This window comes from uncultured Massilia sp. (assembly GCF_913773735.1).
In the GTDB taxonomy this organism is placed as follows: domain Bacteria; phylum Pseudomonadota; class Gammaproteobacteria; order Burkholderiales; family Burkholderiaceae_D; genus Telluria.
Genome location: NZ_CAJYEB010000049.1, coordinates 99,258 through 116,604, shown reverse-complemented (window position 1 = coordinate 116,604; position 17,347 = coordinate 99,258). Strand labels below are relative to the sequence as shown.

Here is a 17,347-nt window from a genome sequence, read left to right as displayed (position 1 = left end):
CGGCGCCCGGCGCCGGGTTCAGCGCACGCCCGGCAGCACCAGCACCTGCAGGCCGGACGGGGTCTGCGGCGCGCGGTAGACGCGCTGGGTCGCCTTCCTGAAGTCTTCCGGCTTCGCCTGCGGGATCGAGGTGAAGGTCTGCGGGTTCAGGTCGACCAGCGGGAACCAGGAACTCTGCACCTGCACCATGATGCGGTGGCCGCGGCGGAAGGTGTGGTTGACGTCGCCGATGTCGAAGTCCAGCGCCTCGACCTTGCCCGGCACGAAAGGCTCGGGCTTGTCGAAGGCGTGGCGGAACTTGCCGCGCAGCGGGTTGCCGCGCACCAGCTGCTGGTAGCCGCCCAGCGGGGCAGCCGGCGGCGCCACGTCGTTGCCGCGCGGACGCGGCTCGCCCGCCGGGAACTCGGCCGGGTACACGTCGATCAGCTTGACGACCCAGTCGGCGTCGGTCCCGGTGGTCGAGACGAACAGCTTCGGCCTGACCGGGCCGGCGATCGTCACGTCCTCTTCCAGCACCTCGCTGCGGTAGGTGAGCACGTCCGGCCGGGTGCTGGCGAAGCGCTGGTCCGACACCATGTATTCCTGCGGCACGCCGGTGGCCGCGTAGCCGATGTACGGCACCGGCCTGGCCGGGTCGGACACGTACTCGTCGAAGGCGCCGTCGGCCGGCGCCCTGGCGTCCTGCTGCCAGGACAGCTTGCCGTCCGCGCCGAAGTACAGCGTGCGCGCCCTGGCCTGCACGGGCGGCCAGGCGTCGTACTGGCGCCAGACGTTGGAGCCGGTCTCGAAGGCGGTGACCGGCGCGATCGGCTGGGCCGGTTTCACGCCCTTCAGGTGTTCCTCGAAGAAGGGGAACTGGATCCGGGTGCGGAAGTAGTCGCCCGTCTTGCTGTCGAACGAGACGTTGCCCAGGCGCTTGCCCTCGTAGCGCGCCCAGCCGCCATGCACCCAGGGGCCGATCACCAGCCCGTTGAAGATGCCCGGATTGTAGCGCTTCACCGCGTGGTAGGTGGTGAACGGTCCCTGCAGGTCCTCGGCGTCGAACCAGCCGCCCACCGTCAGCACGGCCGCCTTGATGTTCTTCAGGTGCGGGGCGATGGCGCGCAGTTTCCAGAACGCGTCGTAGGTGTCGTGCTCGATGGTCGGCTGCAGCAGGGCGCGCTGCTGCGGGGTCAGCGTGGCCAGGATGTTCTGCATCGTGCGATGCTTGAGGAAGAAGTCGTAGCCGTCGGCCTCGCCGTAGTCGAAGCCGGACCAGGTCTTGGGCAGCGGGGTCGGGTTCTGCTGCTCCGTGAACGAGGCATAGAAGCCGAAGTTCGCGGCCAGCATGAACGCGCCGCCGTGGTAGGAGTCGTCGCCCATGAACAGGTCGGTGACCGGCGCCTGCGGCGAGGCGGCCTTGATCGACGGGTGCGAATCGATGATCGACGCCGACGTGTAGAAGCCCGGGTAGCTGATGCCCAGGATGCCGGCCTTGCCGTTGTTGTTCGGGACGTTCTTCAGCAGCCATTCCATGGTGTCGTACATGTCCTGGCTTTCCTGGCCCTCGCCGGGACGGCGCTGCGGATTCGCGTGCGGCGTCATCTCGACCCATTTGCCCTCGGACATGTAGCGCCCGCGCACGTCCTGCTTGACGAAGATGTAGCCGGCGTCCTCGAACTCCTTCGACGGGCCGATCTGCTTCGGGAACCAGTCCTGGCCGTAATGCAGTTCGCCCTCCGCCTGCACGCCCGCGCTGTACGGCGTGCGTTGCAGCAGGAACGGATAGCGCTTCGACGCATCCTTGGGCACGTAGATGACGGTGAACAGGCGCACGCCGTCGCGCATCGGGATGCGGTACTCGTACTTGGTGTAGGTCTCGCGCAGGTCGCGCGGGGCGGGCGCTGTATCGGCAGCATTCGCGGCGGCATTCGCGGCGGCATTCGCGGCAGCGGTGTCAGCGGCGGCGGCATGGACGGCCAGCGGCGTGCAGGCGAGCGCTACCAGTAGGGACAGCAGGGGCAGGGGACGGCGGATCATGGGTTCCTTGGCGTGGTGGGAACAGGCAAAACGCGCAGTATAAATCCGCTTGGAAAGTGTTTGCCGGATTTTTAACAGCGGATGCCGTATTGACGCGCGCAATGCGCGCTGCCGTACGGCTTGCGGGGAACTGCGCGCGAGGATCGCGCCAGCACCACGTCGCATTGCCCATGCCGTCCGCTCCCCGCTCCCAGCCAGGCCGCCGCTGCGCCGTCCGGCGGCGTGACAATCCGTGCATTTGCCTGATTCGCGCCTGTGGCATCATGCGGTTTCCGGGCAGGGCGACGACGAGGCAAACACCATGGTAAGAACCAAGACACTGCGGCACGTGGCGAGCGGCCTGCGCGACGCCTTCGTCGGCCGCAATAACGACCAGGACGGCTACTGGGCCCTGGGCAAACTGTACGCGGCGGCCGATCCGGCCACGCCATCGGTCGTGCTGGACCTGCGCGCTGGCGGCGCCACGCCGCCGGCGCCGGACTGCCTGGCGATGGCGCGGCGCTGGGCGGATTACCTGGCGTGGGCCTTGGGCGCGCACGGTATCGCGGTCCCGGCGCTGGCGCGTGCCGAGGTGCTGGTGGAGTTCGACGCCGCGCCCGACGCGGGCTTCGCGGGGCCGATGCGCTACCTGGCCGGGTACGGCAAGCCGTTCCGCTGCACCGTCACGCTGGGCGACGATGCCGGCAGGCTCGTGCAGTCGCGCGCGTGCGGTCGTTGCTGGCTGCACGATCCCGGGCGCGAGTCGCGCCGCCATCCGGCCGACTGGGGACGGCTGCGACCGCATGCGCGCCGCCGCGCCGCCGCCGGCGGCGATCGATGAACGCACCCGGCCTGTTGCTGGAGCGCCGCCGACGCGCGTCCGGGTCCGACGCATCGGTCAGGGGGGGGACGGGTCTCTCGTCCACGCCACGACAAGCGTGCGGGAGCGCCCAGCGCCCAGCGCTCGGCCGCGATGCGCGTCCTAGCGGCCGGACCCGGCCGCGTCGTCCCACCCCAGCCCCAGCGCCTTGTGCAGGGCGATGAAATCCCCGGTCAGCGCCGCCTGCGCCTGCGCCAGGTTCTGTTCCGCCGCCAGCTGCTGGCGCTCGGCGTCGAGCATGTCGATCAGGTTGGCGGTGCCGGCCTTGCGGCGCGCGCCCGTCAGCAGCGCGGCGCGGTCGGCCGTGGCCTTGGCGCGGGCGATCGTCGCCACCGTCGTGCGGCGCTGGCGAAAGCGCGACAGCGCGTCCTCGGCGTCGCGCAGCGCGCCCAGCACGGCCAGCCGGTACTGCGCCTCGGCTTCCTCGCGCACGCCTTCGGCCCGGGCCACGCCCGCCCTGGCGCGGCCGAAGTCGAGGACGTTCCAGCTCAGCTGCGGCGCCGCCACCGCCGTGTAGTCGTCCAGGTGCGTCAGGTCGCGCAGGTGGGTGCCGCCGATGCCGATCATGCCGAGCAGGGTCAGGCGCGGGAAGCGCGCCGCCTCGGCCTGGCCGACCTGGGCGTTGCGCGCGGCCAGCGTGCGTTCGGCGGCGCGGATGTCGGGGCGGCGGCGCAGCATCGCGGCCGGATCGCCGACGGCGACGCTCGCCGGCGGCAGCGGCACCGCGGCGGCGCCGGCGGCGGGCGTGCCCAGCGCTGCGTCGATGGCGCCGGGCGCCTGGCCCACCAGCACCGCCAGCTCGTCGCGCAAGGCGTCGAGCTGGGCGCCGAGCGGTTCGGCGTCGGCGCGGGTCGATTCCAGCTGGCCCTGCAGGCGTTCCAGGTCGAGCCGCGATGCCGTGCCCGCGGCCACGCGGCGCGCGGTCAGGTCGAGCGCCTGCTGCTGGCGCGCGATGGCGGCGTCGCTCAGCGCGATCCGGGCCTGGGTGGCGCGCAGGTTGACGTAGGCCTGCGCCACTTCCGCGGCAAGGCTCAGCTGGGCGTCGGCCAGGTTGGCCGCGGCGGCGTCGGCCAGCGCGCCGGCGGCCTCGGCGGCGCGGCGGCGGCCGCCGAACAGGTCGATTTCCCAGGTGGCGTCGAAGCCGGCGCTGTACAGGTTCAGCGAGGACGGCAGCGCCGCGCCGCCCTGGCTCGCCGCCTGCCCCTGGTCCGGCTGGCCCTGGGCGCCGCCCGCCAGGTCGCCCAGCGGCGGCAGGTGCGCATGGGCGGCCAGCAGGGTGGCGGTGCCGTTCGGGAGACTGGCGGCGCGTTCGCTGCGCAGCGCGGCGCGGGCCTGGCGCAGGCGCGCCGACGCGACGGCCAGAGTCGGGTTGGCGTGCAGCGCGCGTTCGACCAGGGCGTCCAGCACGGGGTCGTCCAGCGCGGTCCACCAGTGCGCCAGCACCTGGCCCGGGACCGACGCGGGATCGGCGGGCGCGCCGGCGCGCGCGAACGCGGCGCCCTGGACGGTGGCGGGGGGACCCGCGTAGTCGGTCCCGACGGTCGTGCAGCCCGCCAGCGACAGGGCGAGGATGCCAGCAAGTAGGGTTGGCTTCATCGTGACTCCTCAGTGGCCCGCCACCGGGGCGCTCTTGTTCAGGGGACGCAGGAATAGCACCAGCGGGATCACGCAGCAGATGCCCACCGACAGGATCCAGAACAGGTCCATGTACGTCATCGTCAGCGCCTGCAGCTGGATCGTGCCCTGCAGGCTGCGCAGCGCGCCGGCCATGCCGCCGGACCCCTGCGCCTGGGCCGCCAGCCAGTCCTGCACGGCCACCCGGTTCGCGCCCAGCGTTTCCTCGATGCGCCGCTCGTGCAGCCACAGGCGCTGGTCCTGCAGCACGGCGATGCCGGCCAGCGCCAGCGAGCCGCCCATATTGCGCGCCGCGTTGAACAGGCCGGCGGCGTCGCTGGCATGGTCCGGCGTGACCGACTGGATCGCCGCCTGGTTCAGGAACAGCATCGCGAAGATGGTGCCGACGCCGCGGATCAGTTGCCCGGCCACGAAGTCGCCGCCGGCCGCCTGCGCCGTCAGGTCGCTGTCGAGCCAGGCGCTGAAGGCCAGCACGGCCAGGCCGAAGCCGACCGCCAGGCGGATGTCGACGTAGCGGATCAGCAGCGGCACCAGCGGCATCATCAACAGGCTGGGCAGGCCGCCCAGCGCCACGATCTTGCCCGACTGGAGGGCGTTGTAGCCGCTGATCGCGGACAGGAACTGCGGGATCACGTAGGAGGTGCCGTAGATCACCATGCCGATCACGATGCCCATCGCGACCACGCTGCCGAACTGGCGGTCGAGCAGGAGCTTGAGGCGGATGACGGGCCGCCTGGCCGTCACCTGGCCGACCATCAGCAGCACGAAGCCGATCGCCGAGACGATCGTCAGCCAGACGATCTCGCGCGACGAGTACCACTGTTCGCGCTCGCCTTCCTCCAGCACCACCGTCAGGCCGCCGAGGAACGCGGCCAGGCCCGCGATGCCGAGCCAGTCGGCCTGCAGCAGCTGGCCGGCCTGCGGCTTTTCGTGCGGCAGGCCGACCAGCAGCAGGATCACCAGGCCGATGCAGATCGGGACGTTGAGGAAGAAGGCATAGTGCCAGCTCAGGTTCTCGGTCAGCCACCCGCCGATCAGCGGGCCGACCACCGGCCCGAGGATGGCGGTGGCGCCGAACATGGCCGTGCCGACCGGCTGCTGGCTGCGCGGCAGGCGGGTGGCGATGATGGTCTGCGCGGTCGGGATCATGGCGCCGCCGGTGAAGCCCTGGCCGACGCGCCCCGCGATCATCATCCCGAGCGACGTCGACAGCCCGCACAGCACCGAGAAGCCGGTGAACAGCGCGGCCACCAGCAGCAGGAAGGTGCGCAGCCCGAACACGCGTTCCAGCCAGCCCGAGAGCGGGATGATGACGATTTCCGCGACCAGGTAGCCGGTGGCGATCCAGGTGCCCTCGGTGCCGCTGGCGCCGATCTCGCCCTGGATCGTCGGCAGCGAGGAGTTCACGATCGAGATGTCGAGCGTGGCCATCAGCGCCCCCAGCGTGCCGGCGGCCACCGCCAGCCAGGCGCCGGCGTCGGCGCGCCCGCCAGCCTGCGCGCCCTGCGCGGCGGCGCTCACCCGCGCTCCTTGCGCGCGTCCTCGTGGGCGTCCTGGCGTTCCTCTTCGTGGTCCTTGATCCGCTGATAGTCGTCCTTGGCGTTGCGGGTGTCGACTTCGACCTTCAGCGACAGGCCCGGCACCAGGATGCGGCGCGTTTCCGGGCCGGCGTCGAGGGCGATGCGCACCGGCACGCGCTGGACGATCTTGGTGAAGTTGCCGGTGGCGTTCTGCGGCGGCAGCAGCGAGAACTGGGCGCTGGTGCCGGGCGCGAGGCTCTCGACGTGGCCGTGCAGCGCCAGGCCGGGCAGGGCGTCGACCTTGACCTCGGCGGGCTGGCCCACGCGCATGCGGCCGATCTGGGTTTCCTTGAAGTTGGCGCCGATGTACAGCGTGCCCAGCGGGACCAGCGTCATCAGGCGCGTGCCGGGCTGGACGAACTGGCCGACGCGCACCTGGCGGTCGCCGACGCGGCCGGCCACGCTGGCGGTGAGCGTCGTCGATTCGAGGTTGACCTCGGCCGCCTTCAGCTGGGCGCGCGCGGTGCCGGCCTGGGCTTCGGCCTGGCGTACCTGGGCCTGCAGCGACACGATGCGCCTGGTCGCATTCTCCAGCGCCGCGCGCTGGGCGGCGACCTGGCGGGCGCCCTGGTCGGCGTCGTTGCGGCGCGCCGCCAGGACCTGGGCGTTCTCGGCGCCGATCTCCACCAGCGGCGCGTAGCGGCGCGCCTCGCCGGCGGCGAACGACGCGTTGTCTCGCGCGGCCGCCAGCTGGGCGCGCATCTGCGCGACAGTCGACTCCTGTTCCGCGATCTGGGCGCGCACCGCGTCGGCATTGGCGCGCGCGATGTCGATCTGGGCCTGGAACTGCTCGGCCTGGGCGCGGTAGTCGCGCGCGTCGATGCGCACCAGCGCCTGGCCGGCGCGCACGTCCTGGTTCTCGTTCACCAGCACTGCCTCGACGTAGCCGCCGACCTTGGGCGAGACCGTCACCGTGTCGGCCTGCGTGTAGGCGTCGTCGGTCTCTTCGAAGTACTTGCCGTGGAGCTGGTAATACAGCAGCCAGCCCAGGCCGGCCAGCAGCACGACGATGCCGACGACCACCAGCACGATGCGGATCTTGCGCTTCTTCGCGGGCGAGACCTGCCCGCCGTCCTTGGCGTCGCCGCCTTCCTTGGCCTTGTCCTCGTCCTTTTCCTTGCCGCGGCCCTGGTCCTGGTCGTCATTGCTGCCGGACTGCGCATCCGGCGTCCTGTCGTCGTCCTGCTGGTCGGTCATCGCGGGGTTCCTGTCGGTTGGGAGTCTGGCTGGCATGCGGGCGCGGCGGCGCGGCGCGCGCGTTCGGCGTCGACCATCGCGCAGGCATAGGCGGCCAGGCGCGCGACCCAGGCGTCGAGGGCGCCGGGGGCGTCGAACAGGCCGGGCGCGGCGCGCGCGATGTGTTCGTGGCCGATGTAGGGATAGGTGACGAGCGCCCAGATCGAGAACGTCAGCGCGTGCAGGTCGGGATCGGGCGCCGGCAACCCCAGTTCGCGCGCCAGCAGCGCCCGCAGGCGCCGCTGCAGCCGTTCGCGGCTGGTGCGCTCCTCCTCGAGCATGCCGGTCGGCTCGAAGGCTTCGCGCAGGCGCAGGCGCACGCTCAGCAGCGCGGCCGGGCCGTCGTCCAGCGGTTGCAGGCAGTTGCGCAGGAAGCGGGCGAGCGCTTCGCGCAGCGCCAGGCCGGGCGCGTCGAAGGTCGGCAGGTCGGCGTCCGCCGCGCGCTGCAGCGGTTCGTAGAGGGCGGCGCGGTACAGCCCCGCCTTGTCGCCGAAATAGTAGGCGATGGCGGCGACGTTGGCGTCGGCCGCCTGGGCGAGTTCGCGCACCGAGGTGCTGGCGTAGCCGCGCTCGGCGAACAGGCGCAGGGCGCTGGCGAGGATGCGCTCGCGGGCGTGCACGCCGTCGCTGCGCGGCTTGCGGCCGCAGGACGCGGGCACGGAATCGTCTTCGATCATCAGTTAAACGACTGTTTGAGTTAAATCAATCGTAAACTTTTTATAACAACCGCGCAGTTCGATTCGTGCAAGGAAAAGTTTTATTCGATGAGCAATACCCGTGCATCCGGATCGCGCTGGCGCAGCCAGGCCAGCACGGCATCGGTGCTCACGGTGTCGATGCTGCCCGCCATGCGCCGGTCGAACGGGTGGTCGTCGAAGGCGACGTTGGCGCGGAACATGCGCGCGCCCAGGCGCACCGCGGCCGGCACGTGCACGGTGGGCGGCCGGTAGCCGTGCCCGCGCAGCCAGGACTGGGCGGCGGCGCGCGTGACGGCGGGTCCGGCAGGGACTTCGGCGCCGGCGAGCACTTCCAGCACCCACTGGTTCGAGTTCTGGTAACGGGTGCCGTACACATAGGACAGCATGTTGTAGCGCGGCTCGTGCAGGCGGCGCGGCAGCGTGCCGGCCATGGCGGCGGCGAGGCGCGCCTGCAGCGCGGGACCGGGAATCGCCACCTGCGCGCGGTAGCGGAACAGGTCGGTCAGGAAGAAGTTGCCGACGCCGTCCTCGTACAGGTCGGAACTGGCGGTACCGCAGTCGTTCAGGGCGTGCACGACGGTCCAGCGGCCGGCCCGGTGGTCGCGCACGGCGATGCCCATGTGCGAGTAAACGAGGCCGTAGGCGGACAGGTCCTGGCCGGCGCGCGCCAGCAGCGCGACGCTGGCGCCGCTCGCTTCCAGCGCGGCGAAGCTGCGTTCGGCCAGCGCCATCGCGCGGCGCGCCTCGTCCACCGACAGCGCCTCCTCGCGGCAGGCCTGGCCGGCGTGGGCCCGGCCGGCGGCCAACGCCAGCATGAGCGCCAACGCCGCCGCGGCACCCACCGCCTCAGGCCGCGCGGCCATGGTGCAGCAGGACCTTGCCCGCCTCGTTCGGGATGAACGCCAGCGCCTTTCCGGACAGGACCAGCAGGTGGCCGGTGGACAGCGCCACCACGTCCAGCGTGGTGCCGGCTGCGACGAGCACGCCGCGTGCGGCGGCGCCGGACAGGCGCACGGTGGCGACGCTGGCGCCGGCGGCGCCGCGCAGCACGATCTCGATGCCGTCGCCGACGGCCTGCGCGCTGGCGACGACCACGCTGCCGGCGGCCGCCACCGACAGGAGCGACCCGCCGACCACCATGGCGGAGGCGTCGCCCAGGGCTTGCGAGGGAGCCGACAGGTCGGCGGCATGGGGGCTGCCGACCGCCAGGCTGAACAGAGTCAATACGAACAGGCGTTTCATGGGATAGGGATGCCATCGAGACGGGATGGCAGCATTCTCGGCCGCGCCGGGCGCGCGCACAACCGCGTGTCGGGCCGGTCGCGCGCGGTGCGTCGCCGGGTATCGTCCCGCGCTACCGCACGCCGGAAGCAGGAAAATAGTTTCTTTGCATAAACGACAAGGGTGCCGCATCGGGAATGGTGTGAATGCCGTCAAGCATCGCACTTGTTTGGTGCAAATGGTGCCGTGCCGAACAGTGTTAAGGTCCCGTCAAAAATCCGCTTACCATATTGTCATCGCCGGTCCGCCGCTCCGGATTCGGCCCGACTTCAACAAAAGGAAGCGACATGGACCACTTCAAGGACATCAACCACACACGGCGCGACCTGCTGATCGGCGGCGCGCTGTCGGCCACCGCCGCCGCGCTGCCCGCGATGGCGCAGGCCGATGCCGCCCCCGGCGGCGGCGCGCCCGCCGCCACCCCGGCGCCGGTCAACGGCAAGGTGGCGCTGCGCGTCAACGGCCAGCGCTACGAGATGACCGTCGACACGCGCACGACGCTGCTCGACCTGCTGCGCGAACACATGCACCTGACCGGCACCAAGAAGGGCTGCGACCAGGGCCAGTGCGGCGCCTGCACGGTCATCGTCGACGGCCGCCGCATCAATTCCTGCCTGACGCTGGCGGTGATGCACGAAGGCGCCGAGGTCACGACCATCGAGGGCCTGGGCCAGCCCGGCAAGCTGCACCCGATGCAGGCCGCCTTCGTCAAGCACGACGGCTACCAGTGCGGCTACTGCACCCCGGGCCAGATCTGTTCGGCCGTGTCGGCGCTCGACGAACTGCGGCGCGGCATCCCGAGCCACGTCACGTCCGACCTGAACGCCAAGCCGCTGCTGTCGGTCGACGAGCTGCGCGAACGCATGAGCGGCAACATCTGTCGCTGCGGCGCCTATTCCAACATCATGGAAGCCATGACCGACGTGGCGGAGGGCAAGGCATGAAGGCATTCACCTACGAACGCGCGCAGAATCCGGCGCAGGCCGCGGCCGCGGCGCAGAAGCCCAACGCCCGCTTCATCGCTGGCGGCACCAACCTGCTGGACCTGATGAAGCTGGAGATCGAGACCCCGGCCCACCTGGTCGACGTGAACGGCCTGGGCCTGGACAAGATCGAGCCCACGCAGGACGGCGGCCTGCGCGTCGGCGCCCTGGTGCGCAACACCGACCTGGCCGCGGACGCGCGCGTGCGGCGCGACTATGCCGTCCTGTCGCGCGCGCTGCTGGCGGGCGCCTCGGCCCAGCTGCGCAACAAGGCGACGACGGCCGGCAACCTGCTGCAGCGCACCCGCTGCCCGTATTTCTACGACACCAACCAGGCCTGCAACAAGCGCCAGCCGGGCAGCGGCTGCGCGGCCATCGGCGGCTACACGCGCCAGCTGGCGATCGTCGGCCACAGCGAGGCCTGCATCGCCACCCATCCGAGCGACATGGCGGTGGCCATGCAGCTGCTGGACGCGGGCGTCGAGACGGTGAACGCCGCCGGCGCCACCCGCGTCATCCCGATCGCCGACTTCTACCGCCTGCCCGGCACGACGCCGCACATCGAGACCACGCTGCAGCCCGGGGAACTGATCACGGCGGTGACGCTGCCGCGGCCGCTGGGCGGCAAGCATTACTACCGCAAGGTGCGCGACCGCGCCTCCTACGCCTTCGCCCTGGTATCGGTGGCGGCGGTGGTGCAGCCGGACGGCAGCGGACGGGTGGCGCTGGGCGGCGTCGCGCACCGGCCGTGGCGCGTGGCGCAGGCGGAAAGCGCGATGGCGCGCGGCGCCGTGGCGGTGACGGACCAGCTGCTGGCCGGCGCCCGCGTCACCAACGATAACGCATTCAAGGTGCCGCTGGTGCAGCGCACGCTCGACGCCATCCTGGCCGAAGCGCGCGCCGGACAGCGCACGGGCTGAAGGAGGCCGATCCATGAAATTCACCACACCCGCCACCACCAACCCGATCGACCGCCTGAAGGTCGTCGGCAAGCCCACCGACCGCATCGACGGCCCGCTCAAGACCACCGGCACGGCGCCCTATGCCTACGAACAGCACAAGGCGGCGCCGGACGCCGCCTACGGCTACGTGGTGGGCGCCGCCATCGCCAAGGGCCGCATCGCCGCGATCGACACGGCCGCCGCCAAGGCCGCGCCGGGCGTGCTGGCCGTCGTCACCCACGAGAATGCCGGCAAGCTGGGCAAGGGCGACAAGAACACGGTCCGGCTGCTCGCCGGGCCCGAGGTCCAGCACTACCACCAGGCCGTCGCCGTGATCGTCGCCGAGACGTTCGAGCAGGCGCGCGCCGCCGCCGCGCTGCTGAAGGTCGAGTATGCGAAGCAGGCCGGCGTGTACGACCTCGAAGCGGCCAAGAACGCCGCCAAGAAGCCGGACGAGAAGGACAAGCCGGACACGAAGGTCGGCAGCTTCGACAGCGCATATGCGAGCGCCCCGGTCAAGTTCGACGGCACCTACACCACCCCGGACCAGTCGCACGCGATGATGGAACCGCATGCGTCGATCGCCGTCTGGAACGGCGACAAGCTGACGCTGTACACGTCGAACCAGATGATCAACTGGGGCAAGAAGGACCTGGCCAAGACGCTCGGCATCCCCGAACAGAACGTGCGCCTGGTGTCGCCCTACGTGGGCGGCGGCTTCGGCGGCAAGCTGTTCCTGCGTGCCGAGGCGTTGATGGCGGCGCTGGGCGCGCGCGCCGCGGGCCGCCCGGTCAAGGTGACGCTGCAGCGCGCCATCATGATCAACAACACCACGCACCGCCCGGCCACCATCCAGCGCATCCGCATCGGCGCCACGCGCGAGGGCCGCATCACGGCCATCGCCCACGAGAGCTGGTCGGGCGACCAGCCCGGCGGCCAGCCCGAAACGGCCGTGATGCAGACGCGCCTGCTGTACGCCGGCCAGCACCGCATGACGCGCATGCGCCTGGCGACGCTCGACCTCCCCGAGGGCAACTCGATGCGCGCGCCGGGCGAGGCGCCGGGCCTGATGGCGCTGGAGATCGCCATCGACGAGATGGCGGAAAAGCTCAAGATGGACCCCGTGACCTTCCGCATCGTCAACGACACGACGGTCGACCCGGAGAAACCGGGCCGCAAGTTCTCGCAGCGCCGCTTCGTCGACTGCATGCGCATGGGCGCCGAGCGCTTCGGCTGGAACAAGCGCAATCCGGTGCCGGGCCAGGTCCGCGACGGCCGCTGGCTGGTCGGCATCGGCGTGGCGTCGGCGTTCCGCAACAATATCGTGACGCCGTCGGCGGCGCGCGTGCGCCTGGGCCGCGACGGCCGCATCACGGTCGAGACCGACATGACCGACATCGGCACCGGCAGCTACACCATCATCGCCCAGACCGCGGCCGAGATGATGGGCGTGCCGCTCGAGCGGGTGGACGTGCGGCTGGGCGACTCCGCGTACCCCGTCTCGTCCGGCTCCGGCGGCCAGTGGGGCGGCAACAGCTCGACGGCCGGCGTGTACGCGGCCTGCGTCAAGCTGCGCGAGGCGGTGGCGAAGAAGCTCGGCCTCGACCCGGCGGGCGCCGACTTCGCCGACGGCCAGGTGCGCGCCGGCGGCAAGGCGGTGGCGCTGCAGGACGCGGCGCGCGACGCCGAGGTGGTCGGCGAGGACAAGATGGAGTACGGCGACCTGGACAAGAAGTTCCAGCAGTCGACGTTCGGCGCCCACTTCGTCGAGGTCGGCGTGGACGCGGCCACCGGCGAGATCCGCGTGCGCCGCATGCTGGCCGTGTGCGCGGCGGGCCGCATCCTGAACCCGAAGTCGGCGCGTAGCCAGGTGATCGGCGCGATGACGATGGGTGTCGGCGCGGCGCTGATGGAAGACCTCGTGGTCGACAAGCGCATCGGTTTCTTCGTCAACCACGACCTGGCCGGCTACGAGGTGCCGGTGCACGCCGACATCCCGCACCAGGAGGTGGTGTTCCTGGACGAGACCGACCCGATCTCCTCGCCCATGAAGGCCAAGGGCGTCGGCGAGCTCGGCATCTGCGGCGTGGCGGCGGCGGTGGCGAACGCCATCTACAACGCCACCGGCGTGCGCGTGCGCGACTATCCGGTCACGCTCGACAAGCTGCTGCCGAAGCTGCCGCCGCTGCGCAGCGCCTGACGCCGCGTCCTCCGGCGCAGGCTGCCACGTCGCCCCGGCGCAGGCCGGGGCCCAATGCCGTCGCGCCGTCGAGGCGCGCCCACAGCGGGCCCCGGCATGCGCCGGGGCGACGGCGTCCGTTTCACCTGGCCACCCGCATAAAGCACACTGCGCGCTTCCGTCAGCGCATAAAATGGCAGGATTGCGCCACGGATGGACACCATGACCGAATTTCCCCGCACGGGCAGCCTGCCCGACAGCGTCGAACGCCGCCTGCACGCGCCGGGCCAGGCGGCGTGCGCGCTCGGCCCACCGTCCTCCTGGCCCCTGCCGCTGCAGTACGCCGCGCGCTTCATGTTCGATGCCGCCACTCCGGTCTTCCTGGGCTGGGGGGCGGACGCGTGCCTGCTCTACAACGACGCCGCGCTGGCGCTGGTGGGGGCGCGCCATCCCGGGCTGCTCGGCCATCCGCTGGCAAGCACCTGGCCGCAGGCCTGGGCCGCACTCGAACCGTCGATCCGGCGCGCGCTGGCCGGCGAAGCGTTCCAGGTCGATCAGCCGGCGCTGGCGGCGCACGGCACCGGCGCACCGGAGTCCGCACGGGACCAGTCCTGGCTGAAGCTGGCGTTCGCGCCGCTGCGCGGGCTGGACGGCGCGGTGCTGGGCTTTTCCTGCAGCGTCCACGACACCACGGCGCTGCGCGAGAGCGAAGCCAAGTTCCGCGCGATCACCGACGCCATGCCGCAGATGGTATGGTCGACGCTGCCCGACGGCTACCATGACTATTACAACCAGCGCTGGTACGAGTTCACCGGCATGCGGCCGGGCGATACCGACGGCGAGCGCTGGGCCGGCATGTTCCATCCGGACGACCGCGAGTGCGCCTGGGAGCGCTGGCGCCACGCGCTGGCGACGGGCGAGCAGTACGAGGTCGAATACCGGCTGCGCCACCACAGCGGGGCCTACCGCTGGGTGCTGGGCCGCGCGCTGCCCGTGCGCGACGCGCATGGCCGCATCGTGCGCTGGATGGGCACCTGCACCGACATCGACCAGCAGAAGCGCAACGAGGCCATCGTCGCGGACGCGCGCCTGCGCCAGGAGGCGGCGCTGGTGGCGGCCGACATCGGCACCTGGACCTACGACCTCAAGCACGACCGCATCTATGCCGACCCGAACCTGGCCGGCCTGTTCGGCGTCGACGCGCGCGACGCGGCGGGCGGCCACCTCGCGTCCTACCTGGCGGCCCTGCATCCGGACGACGTCGACGCCGCCCGGGCGGCGATCGCGCAGGCGGTGGCGACCGGCGACAGCTACGAGTGCAACTATCGCGTGCGCGCGGGCGACGGCTGGCGCCACCTGCTGGCGCGCGGCAAGGTGACGCTGGACGCTGCCGGGCAGCCTGCCTGGCTGCCCGGGATCGTGCTCGACGTGACGCGCCAGCGCCTGGCGGAGCAGGCGCTGCGCGAGAGCGAGACGCGCTTTCGCCGGCTGGCCGAATCGAACGTCATCGGCATCATCCGCTTCCGCATGGACGGCACCATCCTCGAGGCCAACCAGGCCTTCCTCGACATGCTGGGATTCGGCCGCGACGCGCTGGCGCGCGGCGAGCTGACCTCCGCCAGGCTGACGCCGCCCGAGTGGCGCACCGAGAACGAACAGGTCATGGAACGCCTGCGCACGGTCGGGCGCATGGACAGCTACGTCAAGGAGTACTACCGCAAGGATGGCAGCCGCGCCAGCGTGCAGATCGGCGCGGCCCGCATCGGGACGGGCGCGGACGGCGTGGACGCGGACGAGGGCGTGGCCTACGTGGTCGACATCTCGCCGATCCGCGAGGCCCAGCAGGCGCTGCGCGACGCCGACCGGCGCAAGGACGAGTTCCTGGCGATGCTCGCGCACGAGCTGCGCAACCCGCTGGCGCCGATCACGGCGGCTGCCGACTTCCTCAAGATCGGCAAGCCGGACGAGGCGCGCATCCGCCAGGTGACGGCCATCATCTCGCGCCAGGCCAGCCACATGACCGGCCTGATCGACGACCTGCTGGACGTCTCGCGCGTGACGCGTGGCCTGATCACGCTGGACCGCTGCCCGGCGGCGCTGGCCGGGCTGGTCGGCGAGGCCGTCGAGCAGGTGCGCCCGCTGGTCAAGGCCAAGGACCACCGCCTGGAACTGCACATGCCGCCCGACGAGGCACTGGTGCACGGCGACCGCAAGCGCCTGGTGCAGATCTTCGCCAACCTGCTCGGCAACGCCGCCAAGTACACGCCGGACGGCGGCCGCATCGACGTGCACATCCGCGTGGCGCCCGACGAGGTCGAGGTGTGCGTGGGCGACGACGGCATCGGCATGTCGGCCGAACTGGTGGCGCGCGCCTTCGACCTGTTCTCGCAGGGCGAGCGCAGCGCCGACCGCTCGCAGGGCGGCCTGGGCATCGGCCTGGCGCTGGTGAAGAGCCTCGTCGAACTGCACGGCGGTACCGTGCGCGGCGACAGCGAGGGCCCGGGCCGGGGCAGCCGCTTCACGGTGACGCTGCCGCGCTTCCACGACGAGCGCGAGGACGAGGAGGGCGAACTGGCGCTGGCCACCGTCGCCGCGCCGGCGGAGGCGCTGCAGGTGCTGATCGTGGACGACAACGTCGACGCCGCCCAGATCCTGGCGATGTACATCGAGGCCGTGGGCCACCGCGCCAGCGTCTGCCACAGCCCGCTCAAGGCGCTGGACCACGCGGCGCGCCACCGCCCGGACCTGTGCGTGCTCGACATCGGCCTGCCGGAAATCGACGGCCACGAACTGGCGCGCCGCCTGCGCGCGCTGCCCGGCATGCAGCACGTGCCGCTGGTCGCCGTCAGCGGCTATGGCCAGGCCCAGGACCGCGAAAAGGCGCTGGCGGCCGGATTCGACCGCCACTTCGTCAAGCCGGTGAAGGCGGCCGACATCCTGGCGGTGTTGCAGGACGTGGCGCAGGCCAGGAGCCTGGGGTGATGCGCGCCTGGACCGTGCCTACCGGTTTCCGGTGCGCCAGGAACGGCGCGCCATCGTCGGGCGCAGCAACCCGACCGACGCGACGCGCGGCCGGCGCAGGAAGCCACGCATGATCGTTTGCGGCGCGGGCGCCTGCGCGATGGCCGAAGCGCGCGCTACGCGACCCTGATCGGCGCGGTGATCGCGTGGCCCGGCGAGTCGAAATAGCTGCCGCCCGCAAATCCCCCGGCCGACCGTTCGACGAACGTCCTGGCCGTCGCCGCAGAGACGGCGTGCCGGCGTGCCGGTGCGCCGCCCCGACGGCGACGCGCCACCAGCGGCCGGACCGGCCGTACTGGGGCTCCCCGACCAGGTAGGTGAGCCACGTGGCGCCGCAGGATTTGCAGGTCGACAGCGAAACCTCGGCGCCGTGCTTGTCCTCGCCCAGCTCGACGGTGTCGTAGTCCGTGAAGCGGAACGGCGGCTGCCTGCACAGGCAGGATGCGGCGCTGGATGGCGGGTCGATCGTCACGAGCGGCGCCCGACCGACCTGGCGCCGCTGTCCCGCACCATGTTGCTGGCCACTCGCAGACCCACCGCATACACGGCGCCATAGGCGATCGCACCGACCAGGGCGGCCTTCGCAGCGCTCCAGAAATCGGCGCCGATCCACGTGCCGACGAACAGGACGGGAATGGAGAACGCGCCGATGATGCCGCTGGCGAACAGGAAAATGCCGTTCGCGCCGTGGAAGCCCTTGCGTGCGCCATTCACCTCGATGCAGCAGGCGAGAAAGAAGATGCCGAAAACCACGGCGGCCCAGATCGTCCAGAAAAGTGTCATGCGCGTCCCATTCAAATAGCGTATCCTCGCGTTGGGGAACGTCCCGGTCCGCGTGTTGTTTCGCTGCGCCTTGCAGCGTATCGCCACGCGGGATCGTTGTCCACTTCGTGTTCCATGTTGCCGAGGGTGCTT

General features: G+C 71.4%; 13 protein-coding genes. 5 read left to right on the top strand and 8 right to left on the bottom strand.

The features are described from left to right. Window positions 1-18: 18 nt before the first annotated feature. On the bottom strand, window positions 19-2,019 hold the full coding sequence (locus tag QZ749_RS24570) for a CocE/NonD family hydrolase (RefSeq protein WP_296952902.1): 2,001 nt from the start codon (window positions 2,017-2,019) through the stop codon (window positions 19-21). Window positions 2,020-2,320: 301 nt separating this feature from the next. Here QZ749_RS24570 and QZ749_RS24565 point away from each other — a divergent pair, with 301 nt between their 5' ends. Beyond that, window positions 2,321-2,839 (top strand): hypothetical protein, encoded by a 519-nt coding sequence (locus tag QZ749_RS24565; protein WP_296952901.1) that lies wholly within the window; start codon window positions 2,321-2,323, stop codon window positions 2,837-2,839. A gap of 141 nt (window positions 2,840-2,980) precedes the next feature. On the opposite strand, the gene QZ749_RS24560 is transcribed toward QZ749_RS24565, so the two are convergent. The 6 genes from QZ749_RS24560 to QZ749_RS24535 form a co-directional block, all read right to left on the bottom strand. Next, the gene (locus tag QZ749_RS24560; RefSeq protein ID WP_296952898.1) at window positions 2,981-4,474 is read right to left on the bottom strand and encodes an efflux transporter outer membrane subunit; all 1,494 of its coding nucleotides are present in this window, start codon (window positions 4,472-4,474) and stop codon (window positions 2,981-2,983) included. Window positions 4,475-4,483: 9 nt separating this feature from the next. Continuing rightward, window positions 4,484-6,034, bottom strand: a complete 1,551-nt coding sequence (locus QZ749_RS24555) for an MDR family MFS transporter (RefSeq protein WP_296952896.1) — start codon at window positions 6,032-6,034, stop codon at window positions 4,484-4,486. Next, entirely contained in the window at window positions 6,031-7,290 is a 1,260-nt protein-coding gene (locus QZ749_RS24550) for an HlyD family secretion protein (RefSeq protein ID WP_296952893.1), read from the bottom strand. Before QZ749_RS24550 ends, QZ749_RS24555 begins: the two co-directional genes overlap by 4 nt. After that, on the bottom strand, window positions 7,287-8,006 hold the full coding sequence (locus QZ749_RS24545) for a TetR/AcrR family transcriptional regulator (RefSeq protein ID WP_296952890.1): 720 nt from the start codon (window positions 8,004-8,006) through the stop codon (window positions 7,287-7,289). The genes QZ749_RS24550 and QZ749_RS24545 overlap by 4 nt, the downstream gene beginning before the upstream one ends. Before the next feature lie 80 nt (window positions 8,007-8,086). After that, the gene (locus tag QZ749_RS24540; protein ID WP_296952887.1) at window positions 8,087-8,842 is read right to left on the bottom strand and encodes a DUF2145 domain-containing protein; all 756 of its coding nucleotides are present in this window, start codon (window positions 8,840-8,842) and stop codon (window positions 8,087-8,089) included. Between the two features lie 31 nt (window positions 8,843-8,873). Beyond that, complete coding sequence (locus QZ749_RS24535) at window positions 8,874-9,269, bottom strand: hypothetical protein (RefSeq protein ID WP_296952882.1); 396 nt, start codon at window positions 9,267-9,269, stop codon at window positions 8,874-8,876. A 326-nt stretch (window positions 9,270-9,595) separates the two neighbouring features. Between QZ749_RS24535 and paoA the strand changes: the two genes are divergently transcribed. The 4 genes from paoA to QZ749_RS24515 all read left to right on the top strand — a co-directional run bounded on the left by paoA (window position 9,596) and on the right by QZ749_RS24515 (window position 16,393). Then, a complete protein-coding gene (gene paoA, locus QZ749_RS24530) occupies window positions 9,596-10,252 on the top strand; it encodes an aldehyde dehydrogenase iron-sulfur subunit PaoA (RefSeq protein WP_296952880.1) in 657 nt (218 codons plus the stop codon). Continuing rightward, a complete protein-coding gene (locus tag QZ749_RS24525; protein ID WP_296952877.1) occupies window positions 10,249-11,211 on the top strand; it encodes a xanthine dehydrogenase family protein subunit M in 963 nt (320 codons plus the stop codon). Before paoA ends, QZ749_RS24525 begins: the two co-directional genes overlap by 4 nt. Window positions 11,212-11,224: 13 nt before the next feature. Further along, window positions 11,225-13,432, top strand: coding sequence for an aldehyde oxidoreductase molybdenum-binding subunit PaoC (paoC, locus tag QZ749_RS24520; protein WP_296952875.1), 2,208 nt, complete (start codon window positions 11,225-11,227; stop codon window positions 13,430-13,432). Window positions 13,433-13,633: 201 nt separating this feature from the next. Further along, entirely contained in the window at window positions 13,634-16,393 is a 2,760-nt protein-coding gene (locus QZ749_RS24515; RefSeq protein WP_296952873.1) for a PAS domain S-box protein, read from the top strand. A 507-nt stretch (window positions 16,394-16,900) separates the two neighbouring features. Here QZ749_RS24515 and QZ749_RS24510 read toward each other — a convergent pair. Beyond that, complete coding sequence (locus QZ749_RS24510; protein WP_296952870.1) at window positions 16,901-17,215, bottom strand: hypothetical protein; 315 nt, start codon at window positions 17,213-17,215, stop codon at window positions 16,901-16,903. Window positions 17,216-17,347 lie beyond the last annotated feature (132 nt).

What these genes read in the sequence shown, in the direction of transcription:
- QZ749_RS24570 (WP_296952902.1), bottom strand. Translation starts at nt 2,019, where the DNA reads ATGATCCGCCGTCCCCTGCCCCTGCTGTCCCTACTGGTAGCGCTCGCC.
- QZ749_RS24565 (WP_296952901.1), top strand. Translation starts at nt 2,321, where the DNA reads ATGGTAAGAACCAAGACACTGCGGCACGTGGCGAGCGGCCTGCGCGAC.
- QZ749_RS24560 (WP_296952898.1), bottom strand. Translation starts at nt 4,474, where the DNA reads ATGAAGCCAACCCTACTTGCTGGCATCCTCGCCCTGTCGCTGGCGGGC.
- QZ749_RS24550 (WP_296952893.1), bottom strand. Translation starts at nt 7,290, where the DNA reads ATGACCGACCAGCAGGACGACGACAGGACGCCGGATGCGCAGTCCGGC.
- QZ749_RS24545 (WP_296952890.1), bottom strand. Translation starts at nt 8,006, where the DNA reads ATGATCGAAGACGATTCCGTGCCCGCGTCCTGCGGCCGCAAGCCGCGC.
- QZ749_RS24540 (WP_296952887.1), bottom strand. Translation starts at nt 8,842, where the DNA reads ATGCTGGCGTTGGCCGCCGGCCGGGCCCACGCCGGCCAGGCCTGCCGC.
- QZ749_RS24535 (WP_296952882.1), bottom strand. Translation starts at nt 9,269, where the DNA reads ATGAAACGCCTGTTCGTATTGACTCTGTTCAGCCTGGCGGTCGGCAGC.
- paoA (WP_296952880.1), top strand. Translation starts at nt 9,596, where the DNA reads ATGGACCACTTCAAGGACATCAACCACACACGGCGCGACCTGCTGATC.
- QZ749_RS24525 (WP_296952877.1), top strand. Translation starts at nt 10,249, where the DNA reads ATGAAGGCATTCACCTACGAACGCGCGCAGAATCCGGCGCAGGCCGCG.
- paoC (WP_296952875.1), top strand. Translation starts at nt 11,225, where the DNA reads ATGAAATTCACCACACCCGCCACCACCAACCCGATCGACCGCCTGAAG.
- QZ749_RS24515 (WP_296952873.1), top strand. Translation starts at nt 13,634, where the DNA reads ATGACCGAATTTCCCCGCACGGGCAGCCTGCCCGACAGCGTCGAACGC.
- QZ749_RS24510 (WP_296952870.1), bottom strand. Translation starts at nt 17,215, where the DNA reads ATGACACTTTTCTGGACGATCTGGGCCGCCGTGGTTTTCGGCATCTTC.